The sequence below is a fragment of the Streptomyces sp. WY228 genome, from assembly GCF_019287315.1.
Taxonomy (GTDB): Bacteria; Actinomycetota; Actinomycetes; order Streptomycetales; family Streptomycetaceae; genus Streptomyces; species Streptomyces caviscabies.
Genome location: NZ_CP079114.1, coordinates 7,268,716 through 7,281,106 on the forward strand (window position 1 = coordinate 7,268,716; position 12,391 = coordinate 7,281,106).

14 protein-coding genes are annotated in these 12,391 nt (G+C 72.5%); 8 read left to right on the forward strand and 6 right to left on the reverse strand.

What is annotated here, in order from left to right; genetic code table 11:
* Window positions 1-79: 79 nt before the first annotated feature.
* Window positions 80-1,645 carry a cytochrome P450 gene (locus tag KV381_RS31835; RefSeq protein WP_030076218.1) on the forward strand — a complete coding sequence of 522 codons (1,566 nt, stop codon included), beginning with the start codon at window positions 80-82 and terminating at the stop codon, window positions 1,643-1,645.
* Between the two features lie 131 nt (window positions 1,646-1,776).
* Entirely contained in the window at window positions 1,777-3,123 is a 1,347-nt protein-coding gene (locus KV381_RS31840) for a 6-phospho-beta-glucosidase (protein WP_103537108.1), read from the forward strand.
* A 20-nt stretch (window positions 3,124-3,143) separates the two neighbouring features.
* Here the strand turns inward: KV381_RS31840 and KV381_RS31845 are convergent, their stop codons facing one another.
* Both KV381_RS31845 and KV381_RS31850 read right to left on the reverse strand, forming a co-directional pair.
* Window positions 3,144-3,581 (reverse strand): hypothetical protein, encoded by a 438-nt coding sequence (locus KV381_RS31845; protein ID WP_030076222.1) that lies wholly within the window; start codon window positions 3,579-3,581, stop codon window positions 3,144-3,146.
* On the reverse strand, window positions 3,575-4,051 hold the full coding sequence (locus KV381_RS31850; protein WP_030076224.1) for an ATP-binding protein: 477 nt from the start codon (window positions 4,049-4,051) through the stop codon (window positions 3,575-3,577). The genes KV381_RS31845 and KV381_RS31850 overlap by 7 nt, the downstream gene beginning before the upstream one ends.
* A 207-nt stretch (window positions 4,052-4,258) precedes the next feature.
* On the opposite strand from KV381_RS31850, the gene KV381_RS31855 reads away from it, so the two are divergent.
* The 3 genes from KV381_RS31855 to KV381_RS31865 are packed head-to-tail and all read left to right on the forward strand — an operon-like array spanning window position 4,259 to window position 6,223.
* The gene (locus KV381_RS31855; protein WP_030076226.1) at window positions 4,259-5,119 is read left to right on the forward strand and encodes a helix-turn-helix transcriptional regulator; all 861 of its coding nucleotides are present in this window, start codon (window positions 4,259-4,261) and stop codon (window positions 5,117-5,119) included.
* Complete coding sequence (locus tag KV381_RS31860; RefSeq protein WP_030076228.1) at window positions 5,119-5,355, forward strand: DUF397 domain-containing protein; 237 nt, start codon at window positions 5,119-5,121, stop codon at window positions 5,353-5,355. Before KV381_RS31855 ends, KV381_RS31860 begins: the two co-directional genes overlap by 1 nt.
* Before the next feature lie 58 nt (window positions 5,356-5,413).
* The gene (locus KV381_RS31865) at window positions 5,414-6,223 is read left to right on the forward strand and encodes an SAM-dependent methyltransferase (protein WP_030623432.1); all 810 of its coding nucleotides are present in this window, start codon (window positions 5,414-5,416) and stop codon (window positions 6,221-6,223) included.
* Between the two features lie 12 nt (window positions 6,224-6,235).
* Here KV381_RS31865 and KV381_RS31870 read toward each other — a convergent pair whose 3' ends face one another.
* Window positions 6,236-6,661 carry a cupin domain-containing protein gene (locus tag KV381_RS31870; RefSeq protein ID WP_030076232.1) on the reverse strand — a complete coding sequence of 142 codons (426 nt, stop codon included), beginning with the start codon at window positions 6,659-6,661 and terminating at the stop codon, window positions 6,236-6,238.
* A gap of 53 nt (window positions 6,662-6,714) precedes the next feature.
* Between KV381_RS31870 and KV381_RS31875 the strand changes: the two genes are divergently transcribed.
* Genes KV381_RS31875 through KV381_RS31885 form a run of 3 tightly spaced genes read left to right on the forward strand, consistent with a single transcriptional unit; the run spans window position 6,715 to window position 8,790 of the window.
* Window positions 6,715-7,680, forward strand: coding sequence for a GlxA family transcriptional regulator (locus KV381_RS31875; protein WP_030076234.1), 966 nt, complete (start codon window positions 6,715-6,717; stop codon window positions 7,678-7,680).
* Between the two features lie 28 nt (window positions 7,681-7,708).
* Window positions 7,709-8,143 carry a YchJ family protein gene (locus tag KV381_RS31880; protein ID WP_030076236.1) on the forward strand — a complete coding sequence of 145 codons (435 nt, stop codon included), beginning with the start codon at window positions 7,709-7,711 and terminating at the stop codon, window positions 8,141-8,143.
* Between the two features lie 59 nt (window positions 8,144-8,202).
* Window positions 8,203-8,790, forward strand: a complete 588-nt coding sequence (locus tag KV381_RS31885; protein WP_030076238.1) for a GNAT family N-acetyltransferase — start codon at window positions 8,203-8,205, stop codon at window positions 8,788-8,790.
* 39 nt (window positions 8,791-8,829) lie between these two features.
* Here the strand turns inward: KV381_RS31885 and KV381_RS31890 are convergent, their stop codons facing one another.
* The 3 genes from KV381_RS31890 to KV381_RS31900 all read right to left on the reverse strand — a co-directional run bounded on the left by KV381_RS31890 (window position 8,830) and on the right by KV381_RS31900 (window position 12,139).
* Window positions 8,830-10,923, reverse strand: coding sequence for an MDR family MFS transporter (locus tag KV381_RS31890; protein WP_030076240.1), 2,094 nt, complete (start codon window positions 10,921-10,923; stop codon window positions 8,830-8,832).
* A 57-nt stretch (window positions 10,924-10,980) separates the two neighbouring features.
* Window positions 10,981-11,835 carry a hypothetical protein gene (locus KV381_RS31895; RefSeq protein ID WP_030076242.1) on the reverse strand — a complete coding sequence of 285 codons (855 nt, stop codon included), beginning with the start codon at window positions 11,833-11,835 and terminating at the stop codon, window positions 10,981-10,983.
* A 127-nt stretch (window positions 11,836-11,962) separates the two neighbouring features.
* The gene (locus tag KV381_RS31900) at window positions 11,963-12,139 is read right to left on the reverse strand and encodes a hypothetical protein (RefSeq protein WP_158101219.1); all 177 of its coding nucleotides are present in this window, start codon (window positions 12,137-12,139) and stop codon (window positions 11,963-11,965) included.
* Between the last annotated feature and the right edge of the window lie 252 nt (window positions 12,140-12,391).

The window sequence follows — 12,391 nt, forward strand, 5'->3', positions numbered from 1 at the left end:
GCCCGGTCCGCGCCCCGACGGCCCGTCCCGTCCCGCCCGCTTGTGCACCAGCCCTGGAATCCTGATCCCTGGAGCCCCTGTGACAACCCCCTTCCACCACGAACCCGGCGCCGTGCCGCCGCCCCAGTGCCCGGCCCACAACCTCGACATCGGCCCCGGCGGACTGCGCCGGCTCTACGGCCCCGAGGCGGAGAACAACCCCGCGGGCCTCTACGACAAGCTCCGCGCCGAACACGGCACGGTCGCCCCGGTCCTGCTCCACGGCGACGTCCCCGCCTGGCTCGTCCTCGGCCACAGCGAGAACCTTCACCTCACCCGTACGCCCTCCCAGTTCTCCCGGGACTCGCGGCGCTGGCGGGCCCTCCAGGACGGCAGCGTCGCCCCGGACCACCCGCTCGCCCCGATCTTCACCTGGCAGCCGGTCTGTGTGTTCGCCGACGGCGCCAAGCACGAGCGGCAGCGCGGCGCGGTCACCGACAGCATGGAGCGCATCGACACCCGCGGCGTGCGCCGGCACATCAACCGCTTCAGTAACCGTCTCGTCAACGACTTCTGCGAGAAGGGCACCGCCGACCTGGTCAGCCAGTTCGCGGAGCACCTGCCGATGATGGTGATGTGCGCGATCTTCGGCATGCCCGAGGAGTACGACGAGCGCCTCGTCCAGGCGGCCCGGGACATGACCCGCGGCACCGAGACCGCCGTCGCCAGCAACGCCCACATCGTGGCCGTGCTGACGCGCCTGGTGGAGCGGCGTCGCGCCGACCCCGCGCCCGACTTCGCCAGCTGGCTGGTCGAGCACCCCGCCACGATGACCGACATCGAGGTCGTCGAACATCTGCGGCTCATCCTCATCGCCGCCTACGAGTCCACCGCCAACCTCATCGCCAACGTGCTGCGCATGGTCCTGATCGACCCGCGCTTCCGCGCCCGGCTCAGCGGCGGGCACATGACCGTGCCCGAGGCGGTGGAGCAGACGCTGTGGGACGAGCCGCCGTTCACCGCCGTGTTCGGTCGCTGGGCGGTCGGCGACACCGAGCTGGGCGGCCAGCAGATCAAGGCGGGCGACGCCCTGCTCGTCGGGATCGCCCCCGCCAACACCGACCCCACCGTCCGCCCGGACCTGAGCGCCGACATGGGCGGCAACCGCGCCCACCTCGCCTTCAGCGGCGGCCCCCACGAGTGCCCGGGCCAGGACATCGGCCGCGCCATCGCCGACGTCGGCGTCGACGCCCTCCTGATGCGCCTGCCCGACCTGGAGCTCGGCGTCGGCGAGAGCGAACTGCGCTGGGTCGGCAACATCATGTCCCGCCACCTGGTCGAGCTGCCGGTGAAGTTCGCCCCCAGCCCGCAGCAGAAGCTGGACGCCGACCCGCTCGCCGTGATGAGCCGCACCGCCCGCCCGGCCGACGCCTGGGAGATCTCCTCCCCGGCCAGGACCGTCCCCGAGCCCCGGCACGAGGCGGCCGGCGCGCAGCCCGCCCACGCCCCGGGCGCGGCCTCCCGGACCACCCCGGCCGCACCCCCCGCCGCCGAACCGTCCCCCGCCTCCGAGCCCGCTCCGGTGGCCACGATCCCGCGGCAGCGCCGCCCGGCCGCCCCGGCCCGGCTCTGGCAGGCGGTCACCCGCTGGTGGAGCGGCTACTGACCGCTCGTCGCACCGCCCGGACGCGGCGGCCCCGGATCACGCCCACGGGCCCGGGGCCGCCGCGTCGTCCCCGCCGGGGCCGGGCGCGGCCCCCACCGGACGGCCCCGGTCTGCCCGTACCATCGAGCAGCGTGAAGCTGACAATTCTTGGCGGTGGCGGATTCCGGGTGCCTCTCGTGTACGGGGCCCTCCTCGGAGATCACGCCGAGGGCCGCGTCACCCGGGTCACGTTGTACGACACCGACGCCGACCGGCTCACCGCCGTCGCCCGCGTCCTCGCGGAACAGGGGCGGGACAGCGCGGACGCCCCCGCCGTCGTCGCCACCACCGAGCTCGACGAGGCGTTGCGCGGCGCCGACTTCGTCTTCTCCGCCATCCGCGTCGGCGGCCTCGCCGGACGCGCCGCCGACGAACGGGTGGCCCTCGACGAAGGCGTCCTCGGCCAGGAGACCGTCGGCGCCGGAGGCATCGCGTACGGGCTGCGCACCGTCCCCGTCGCCCTCGACCTCGCCCGGCGCATCGCCCGGCTCGCCCCGCACGCCTGGGTCATCAACTTCACCAATCCGGCGGGCCTGGTCACCGAGGCCATGTCCCGGCACCTGGGCGACCGGGTCATCGGCATCTGCGACTCGCCGGTCGGCCTCGGTCGGCGCATCGCCCGCGTCCTGGGCGCCGACCCGGACCGGGCCTGGATCGACTACGCGGGGCTCAACCACCTCGGGTGGGTGCGGGGGCTGTACGTGGACGGGCGCGACGAACTGCCCCGGCTGCTCGCCGACCCGAAGCTGCTCGACTCCTTCGAGGAGGGCCGCCTCTTCGGCGCGGAACTGCTCCGTTCGCTGGGCGCGATCCCCAACGAGTACCTGCACTACTACTACTTCAACCGCGAAGCGGTACGCGCCTACCAGGAGGCCGACCAGACCCGGGGCGCCTTCCTCCGGGACCAGCAGGAGGGCTTCTACGCCCGGATGCGGGAGCCCGGCACCCCCGCCCTGGCCACCTGGGACCGCACCCGCGCCGAACGGGAGGCGACGTACATGGCGGAGAACCGCGAGGTCGCCGGGGCGGGGGAGCGGGCGGAGAGCGACCTGGAGTCCGGCGGCTACGAACAGGTCGCGCTCGCCCTGATGCGGGCCGTCGCCCGCAACGAACGCACCTCGCTGATCCTCAACGTCCGCAACCGCACCGCCCTTTCGGCCCTGGACGCGGACGCCGTCGTCGAACTGCCCTGCCTGGTGGACGCCAACGGGGCCCATCCGGTGGCCGTCTCGCCCCTCCCGTACCACGCGGTCGGTCTCGTCACCGCGGTGAAGGCCGTGGAGCGGGCGGTGCTGGCGGCGGCGGAGAGCGGATCGCGCGCGGCGGCCGTGCAGGCGTTCGCGCTGCACCCGCTGGTCGACTCGGTGACGGTGGCCCGGCGGCTGCTCGACCGGTACACCGAGGTGCACCCGGGGCTCGCCTACCTCGACCGGCCCTGAACCACCGGGCCGACGACGGGTCAGGGTGCGGACACGACGCTCGGCGCGCCGGCGGCCGCCCAGCTCGGCGCCACCCCGGTCACCTGGCAGACCATCAGGAAGAGCGGAATGGGCGGGGTGTACGGAGTGAGGCCGTCCGGTGAGTGGATCAACCGGGGCCGACCGCCGGGCACATCCGCGTCCCGGGCGTACGTCACCTGCTCGGGCCAGTCGAGATCCAGGTCGGAGCCGGCCGGGACGATCCACCACCAGCGGTCGGCGTCGGCGAAGACGCATCCGGTGCGCGGCAGATGGGACATGAGGCGGAAGCCGTGCCGGGCGGGCACCCCGACCGCGTCGCAGCCCAGGCTGGCCGACATCGAGGCGGGCAGCGCCAGCCGCACCCGGCCGCCGCGGGTCTGCTCGGGCGTCCGGGCCCGGTGCGCAGCACGGAGCCGGGACAGCGCGTTCTTCAGCATGGCCGCTCCGTGCCGGACGGCTGCTCGGCGTCGTGCGGCAGCTCCGCCCAGACGATGCGCCCGGAGGCGTACCCCGCGTCGTGCGAACCCCAGGCGCTGCTCATCGCGTCGACGAGGAGCAGACCACGGCCGTGCTCGTCGTCGGAGGACCGGCGCAGCCGCGGTCCGCCGGGCTGGTGCCCCTGGTCCTGCACGGCTATCCGCAGTCGTCTGCCGAGCCGGCTCAGCTCGCACACCACCCGGGTGCTCGCCGTGTGCACGACCGCGTTGGTCACCAGCTCCGAGACGATGAGGACGGCGGAATCGCAGGCGTCGCGGCCCAGCTTCCAGGCGTCCAGCCTGGCTCGCGTCAGCTCGCGCGCGCCGGCCACCGACTCGGGGTGCGCCGGCAGCGCGAAGCAGTAACGGAGGGCCTCCGTCCCGGGGCTGAGGTCCATGAGCCGGGGGATGAGCGCACTGCCAGGTGCCACGACCGATTCCTCACAGTGGGGGCTGCGTCACGCTTCGTTCCCCGGACGGCCGGGGGCGGGCATGACTGAGCGAACTGGTTCGGGAGTCAACTCTCCCCCTGACGATGACACTTGGCAAGGGGCACTCTGAAATTTCCAGAGTGACTGTGTCGTTGGGGGCGCACGCATGGCACACTGCTCGCAAAACAGCGCATGGGGAGGTCTGAAGTGAGCGAACCGCGGTCCGCCCCGACCGTGGGCCAGGTCGTTCTCGGCAAGCGCCTGCAGGATCTGCGTGAGCGTGTCGGCCTGACCCGTGACCAGGCGGCGAAGGTGCTCAGGGTCGCCCCGGCGACCATACGCAGAATGGAGACGGCCGAGGTCGGGCTGAAGATCCCCTACGTCCAGTCGCTGCTGAAGGCGTACGGCGTCGCCGAACAGGAGGCCGACGCCTTCGTCGAGCTGGCGGAGGAGGCGAACAAGCCGGGCTGGTGGCAGCGTTTCCACGACGTCCTGCCCGACTGGTTCAGCATGTACGTCAGCCTGGAGGGCGCGGCGAGCCTGCTGCGCATGTACGAACCGCACTTCGTGCCCGGACTGCTCCAGACCGAGGATTACGCACGCTCCGTGATGCGCACCGGAGCGGTCGGCCAGACCCGCCCCGAGGACATCGAGCGCCATGTGGCGCTGCGGATGGAACGCCAGTCCCTGCTGGCCAAGGACGACGCCCCCAAACTGTGGGCGATCATGGACGAGACCGTGCTGCGGCGGCCCGTCGGCAGCCCGCAGGTGATGCGCGGGCAGATCGACAAGCTGCTGGAGGCCACGGAGCTTCCCCACGTCACGCTTCAGATCGCGGAGTTCGCCACCGGCCACCACCCGGGAACCTACGGACCGTTCGTGCTCTTCCGGTTCGCCGTCCCCGAACTCCCCGACATGGTCTACAGCGAGTACCTGACCGGTGCCGTCTACTTCGACGCCCGCCCCGAGGTGGCCTCCTACCTCGAAGTCATGGACCGCATGGCGGCTCAGGCCGCGACTGCACAACGCACGAAGGAAATCCTCCGGGACTTCCGCAAGGAGCTGTGATGAACCAGATATACAACGGCATGCCCGCCGGTGACCTCGGCTCCGAAGGCTGGTACAAGCCGTGGAGCGGCGGGAACGGCGGCAACTGCGTCGAGGCCATGAAGCTCGCCGACGGGCGGGTCGCCGTACGCCAGTCGGCCGATCCGGACGGCCCCGCCCTCATCTACTCCAACGGCGAGATCGCCGCGTTCATCCAAGGCGCCAAGGCAGGCCAGGCGGACTTCCTTCTCACCTGACATCGCACCCCTCCTCCGTACGGTTCCTCCGTGCGGACCCTCGACCACGGAGCGCGCCATGACCGGGCAAGAACCCCATTCCATCGAGATCGACACCAGCACGCCGCATCCGGCCCGGATGTACGACTGGTTCCTCGGCGGCAAGGACAACTACCCGGTCGACGAACAGATGGCGCGCCAGCTGCTCACCCTCGACGCCCGGGGACGCGACATGGCGCGGGTCAACCGGGCGTTCATGCACCGGGCCACCCGCTGGCTCGCCGAGAGCGGCGTACGCCAGTTCCTGGACATCGGCACGGGCATACCCACCGAGCCGAACCTCCACCAGATCGCCCAGCAGGCCGCCCCCGACGCCCGCGTCGTCTACTGCGACAACGACCCGATCGTGCTCGCCCACGCGGCGGCCCTGCTCCGCTCCACGCCCGAGGGCGCCACGGAGTACATCCAGGCCGACGCCCGCAAGCCCGAGACGATCCTGGCGCAGGCCGGCGAGGTCCTGGACTTCGAGCAGCCGATCGCCCTGTCGCTGCTGGCCCTGCTGCACTTCATCGACGACGAGGACGGCGCGGCCGAGCTGGTCGACAAGCTGGTCGGGCAGCTTCCCTCCGGCAGCTATCTGGTGCTCTCGCACACCACCGGCGACTTCAACCCGGAGGGCGCCGCGCAGGCGCGGGCGATGTACAAGGCGCGCGGGATGACGCTGCGGCCCCGCAGCCGCGCCGAACTGACCGCGTTCTTCGACGGCCTCGAACTGGTCGAGCCGGGCGTCACGCTCTCCGCCGAGTGGCGTCCGGAGCTCGGCGAGGCCATCGACGTCCCGGGCGACGAGCCGATCCCCGGATACGCGGGTGTCGCCCGCAAGCCCTGACCGGATCCGCGCTCAGGCGCCGAGCGCGTGGCCCGTGGTGACGTCCACGTGCCCGGGCACCACGTCGTGCGCGTCGCCCACCGTCGACGTACCCGACGGCTCGAAGAGCAGGATCGAGGCGCCGCCGCTCGAACGCGGCAGGTGCCAGACGCCGCGCGGGACGACGAAGACCGCGCCCTGCTCCAGGGTCACGGACCGCTCGCTGCCGCTGCCGCCGTCGCGCAGAGCGATGTGCAGCGTGCCGTCCAGGACGAGGAAGAACTCGTCGGTGTCCTCGTGCACATGCCAGACGTGCTCGCCGGCCACCTTGGCCACGCGTACGTCGTAGTCGTTGACCCGGGCCACGATGCGCGGGCTCCACAGCGCGTCGAAGGAGGCCAGGGCGGCGGTCAGCGCAAGGGGTTCGGTGGCGGCCGACGCCGCGTTCTCGTTGCTCATGGGCTCCATCCTGGGCGCTGGACGCCGCCGCCCGTGAGTGCTACGAATCGCATATGGCGAAAGAATCCTCGCACCGGGTGGTGATGATCGTCTCGGCCGGTTCCAACCCGTTCGAGATGGGTGTCGCGACCGAGCTCTTCGGCCTGCGCCGGCCCGAGCTGCCCGTCGACTGGTACGACTTCACCCTCTGCTCGCCCACCCCCACGGTCCGCATGCACTCCGGCTTCTTCCAGCTCTCCGACGTCCCCGGGCTGAGCGCCGTGGACCGCGCGGACACCGTCATCGTGCCGAACCGGCCCGACCCACTGGAGGAGCCCGACCCGGACGTCCTGGCGGCGATCCGGCGCGCCCATGCCCGCGGCGCCCGCCTCGTCAGCTTCTGCACCGGCGCCTTCACCCTGGCCGCCGCCGGGGTGCTGGACGGCCGGCGGGCCACCACGCACTGGCGGTGGGCGGACTCCTTCACCGCCCGGTACCCACGGGTCGATCTCGACCCGGACGTCCTCTTCGTCGACGACGGGCAGGTGATCACGGCGGCCGGCAGCGCCGCGGCCCTGGACACCGGCCTGCACCTCATCCGCGCCGACCACGGCGCCGAGACCGCGGCGGCCGTCAGCAGACGGCTCGTCCACCCGGCCCACCGGGACGGCGGCCAGCGCCAGTTCGTCGAGCACCCCGTGCCCGGCACCGCCGACGCCTCGCTCGCACCGCTCCTCGACTGGGCCACCGAGCACCTGGCCGACGGCCTGGACGTGGCGGCCCTCGCCGCCCACGCGGCCGTCAGCCCCGCCACCCTCCACCGCCGCTTCCGCGCCCAGCTCGGCACCACCCCGCTGGCCTGGCTCACCGAGCAGCGCGTCACCCTCGCCCGCCGCCTCATGGAGCGAGGCGAGGAACGCCTCGACGTGATCGCCCGCGCCAGCGGACTCGGTACGGCGACGAGCCTGCGCACCCAGCTCCGCCGCCGTACCGGACTGACGCCCACCGAATACCGACGCCGCTTCGCCCCGGCTCCCTGAGCCCGTCCCCACGCGTAACAATGGAGCCATGTCACGACGCACCTCCCGGCCCCGGGGTTCCGCCGCCCCGCGGATCACCGCCGCCTCCCCGTGCCCCTGCGGCCTGCCCGCCGGCTACGGGGAGTGCTGCGGCCGCTTCCACTCCGGCAGCGCCGCCGCGCCGACCTGCGAGGCCCTGATGCGCTCCCGGTACGCGGCCTTCGTCGTCCGGGACGCGGCGTACCTGCTGCGCACCTGGCACCCCGAGACCCGGCCGCCCGGCGTCGACTTCGACCCGGCGATGCGCTGGGTGGGCCTGGAGATCCTGGACACCACCGAGGGCAGCGCCTTCCACTCCACCGGAACGGTCACCTTCCGCGCCCACTACACCGACGACGGGCGCCCCGACTCCCTCCACGAGAAGAGCCGGTTCGCCCGTATCGAAGGAGCCTGGGTCTACACGACGGCCGTCTTCGTCGACTGAGCCGGCCGGCCACGGAAATCCGTTTCCCGGCCGACCGCGCGCGACCGTACGATCCGCGCATGAACGAGGACGAGGCAGCGAACCCGTACGCCGGGCGGGAACGATTCTGGCGGGGCCGTGACGTCGTCTTCACCCCGGTCGAGCCGGACGACGCCGAGCTGCTCCACCACTGGCGCGCCGACCCGGTGGCCACCCACGAGATCGGCGTCTGGCCCGGCTCGCTGCACGAACTCCGCGAACGCGTCGAGGCCAACGTCGAGAACCGCGACCGCGACGACTTCCTCGTCCTCCTGGAGGACGGCACCCCGGTCGGTCACATCGCCCTCATCGGGGAGGACTTCGCCGACGGCACCGCCGAGGCCTATCTCCTGCTCGCCCCCGGACACCGCCGCCGGGGTCTCGGCGCCGACGCGCTCGCCGCCCTCACCGACCTGGCCTTCGGCGAGCTGCCCCTGCACCGGATCGAGGCCGTCACCCACACGAGCAACACCGCGGCCCTGGCCACCCTGAGCGGAGCCGGCTTCGTGCAGGAGGGCGTACGCCGGTCCTCGTGCCTGCACCGCGGCCGCCGCTACGACAACGCGATCCTCGGCCTGCTCCGCGAGGAGTGGGAGGCGCTGACCCGCCCCCGGTCCTGGGAACACTGAGAGCGGCGCTCCGCCTGTACGGGGCCGGCCGGGCGTTCCTCAGACCGGAGCCCCCACCCGCGTCGAACCGCCCGGTCCGGCCGCGGGTGACAGCTCCTGCGCCAGGTCCTCCGCCAGCAGCCGCTTGGCGATCATGTCCACGGTGGCCCGGAGCTGACGGTCGTCGGGGCGTGCGCCGTCCTCGGCCAGACGGTCGTTGAGCCAGCGGCCCCAGGCGTCGGAGATCACCGCCGCCTCGCGCCGGCCCGCCGCCGTGTGCGAGAAGATCCGGCCGTCGCCCGTCAGATAGCCCTCCTCGATCATCCGGTCGAAGACGGGCACCAGCACTTCCGGCGGAATGCGGTGCCGGGCGGCGATCAGACCGAGTCCCGCGTGGCCGACCATCCTGGTGAACAGGTCCACCTGCATCACCGCCCAGGCGCCCGCCATGTCGAGCCGGGTGTCGCACTCCGCGGTAATCCGGCGGGCGGTGTCCGGGCCCGCGCTGTGCAGGATCGTGGCCACCGAGTACTCGAGGAGCTTCGCCGAGTCCCCGCTGCCCGGCTGCGCGAAGCCCTCGCCCATGTCCGTCGACCCGAGCCGAGCCGAGTCCCGCAGCTTCACCTCCTTGAGGAACAGCGCCACGACGAAGCCGATCAGCGCGACGGGCACCGTCCACAGGAACACGGTGTGCAGCGTGTCCGCGTAGGCCAGCGCCAGCGGTTCCGACTGGGCGGCGGGCAGCGCGTGCAGGGCCTGCGGGCTCTGCGAGGCAGTGGCCAGGACCGCCGGATCGCCGCCCGCGGCCACCGCCTGCGCGACCCCGTCGGTGAGGTTCGGCTTGAGCGCGTTGGCGTAGATGGTGCCGAACACGGCCGTGCCGAAGGCGCTGCCCAGCGTACGGAAGAACGTCACGCCCGAGGTGGCCGTGCCCAGGTCCTCGTAGTCGACGGTGTTCTGCACGGCGATCGTCAGCACCTGCATGGCCAGGCCGATGCCGAGCCCCAGCACCACCATGTAGAGCGACTCCAGCCAGACGCCGGTGCCGGGCCCCATCCTGGACAGCAGGAACAGCCCGGCCGCCATGACCAGCGTCCCCACGATCGGGAACACCCGGTAGCGGCCCGTCTTGCTCACCACGTTGCCGCTGAAGATCGAGGCGGCCAGCAGACCGGCGACCAGCGGCAGCGTCCGCACCCCCGAGAGCGTCGCCGAGTCCCCGTCCACGTACTGCAGATAGGTCGGCAGGAAGATCATCGAGCCGAGCATCGCGAAGCCCACGATGAAGCTGAGGATCGAGCAGACGGTGAACACCGGGTTCCGGAACAGCCGCATCGGCAGCATCGGTTCCTTCGCCCGCGTCTCCACCAGACAGAACAGGGCCAGGGCGATCAGCCCGCCGACGAACAGCCCGATGATCACCGCCGAGCCCCAGGCGTACTCGTTCCCGCCCCAGCTCGTCGCCAGGATCAGCGCGCTCGCCCCGACGGTGACCAGGGCGATGCCCCGGTAGTCGATGACCGGCCGGCCCGCGGCCTTCACCGACGGGATGTTCCGGGCGGCGGCGATGACCACCACGATGGCGATCGGCACATTGACGTAGAACGCCCAGCGCCAGGTCAGATGGTCGGTGAACAGGCCGCCGAGCAGCGGCCCGATCACGGTCGAGATACCGAAGACCGCCCCGATCGCGCCCTGGTACTTGCCCCGCTCGCGCAGCGGGATCACATCCGCGATCAGCGCCATCGACGTGACCATGAGACCGCCGGCGCCGATGCCCTGCATACCGCGCCAGATGATCAGCAGCAGCATGTCCGAGGCGAGGCCGCAGAGGAACGATCCGGTGATGAAGATGATCGCCGAGACCTGGAAGACCAGCTTCCGCCCGAACAGGTCGCCGAACTTGCCGACCAGGACGGTGGCCACCGTCTCGGCCAGCAGATAGGCGGTGACCACCCACGACATGTGCGCGGCGCCGCCCAGGTCGGAGACGATCGTCGGCAGGGCCGTGCCCACGATCGTCTGGTCCAGTGCGGCGAGCAGCATGCCGAGCACGATCGTGGCGAAGACGATGTTGCGCCGCCGCCGGTCGAGGACGGGCGGCGGCGCGGCGGCACTCTGCGCGGCGGGGGCTTGCTCGCTGGCAGTGGTCACCTCTGCACCCTCACACCGGCCCCCCGCCCCCGCATGCGGGGGCGGGCCGGACGGGGGTCAGCGGAGCAGCGAGGCCAGCGACCTCGTCAGCCGCGCGACGAACGCCTCCCGGGCCTCCTCGCCGACCCGGTCGAGCGAGAGATACGGATTGAGGTCCTCCAGCTCCACGAGCAGCAGACCGCCCTCGGCCGTACGGCAGGCGTCGACGCGCTGGACGCCGTGCGAGAGGGAGTTCCAGGCGATGAAGCGCCGGGCGAACTCCAGGTCCGCCGCGCTCGCCGCGTACGGCTCCAGCACCCAGCGGCGCTCCGGGTCCGGGGCGTACAGCGCGTACTGGAAGTCGTGGTCGACGAAGTAGAAGGACACCTCGTGGCGGAAGTCGATCAGCGGCTGTACGAGGAGGGAGCCCTCGGCCGCCCGCTCCAGCCCGGCCCGGGCCTCCGCCGCCGTGACGAACCGCAGCCCGACCGAGTCCGCCCCCAGCTTCGGCTTGACCACGTACCGGGGGACGTCGGGCAGCCCCGGCAGGTCCGCCGCCCGGTCCACGGTGGGGATGACCGGGAGACCGGCCCGGCTCATCTCGACGAGATACTCCTTGCCCGCCATGTCGCCGCGCCCGCCGAGCGGGTTGTAGACCGGCGTCCCCAGCTCCCGGGCCCGCGCGCGGAACGCGTCGTAGGCCTCCCGGTAGTGCAGCACGGGCCCGCTGTTGCGTACGAGGGCGAGGTCGAAGCGGTCCAGCAGCGCGGCCGCGTCCCGCGGATGGCACAGCGCCACGTCGAACGTCTCGCGCAGCCGGGAGGCGAGGTGGATGTCCTCGTCGCAGTAGCGGCGGCCGCGCGCCTCGTACGCCAGATCGGTGACGAGCAGGAGGGACGGGCGGCGGGCGCCGGCGGGTGACGCGGCGGTCATGGGGTTCTCCCGGGGTGAGGACGCGGACGGACGCTCACTATCGCCGACACCCCGGCCGGGCCACGCGGAGGGGGTGGTCCCCCGGAGCCTGCCCCGCTCCGGGCGCGCTCGCCTCCGTACCCGTACGTCAGACGGCTTCGGTGGATCCGCCCCGCACGGCCGCCACCCACTCGACGAGAAGCCGCTCGTACTCCCGGCGGCCCTCCGGCGACACCACACCGCCGTCGGCGACCAGCGCGCGGATCTCCGCGTTCAGTTCAACCATCGGGCGGGCAGACGTCGGCTCGGTCGAAGTGGAGGTCATGTGAAGAGGCTAGTGGCACGGAGCCGGTCCGGTCGCCGAACAAGCGTGTGGAACCCGCCACGCGCACCGCTCGCCCCGGCCCGACGCCCGCGTCGGCGCACCGCCCTCGCGCACCGCGGGCGTCTCCACACCGTCGTCACGCATCGCCATGGCCGGGCGTCCGGAACGCTGTTGCCGCACGTCGACGGCGTGTGACGGGCCGTCGACGCGGTCGCGTGCGCTTCCCGACGCGCTCGGTGACGGCCCCTGCCG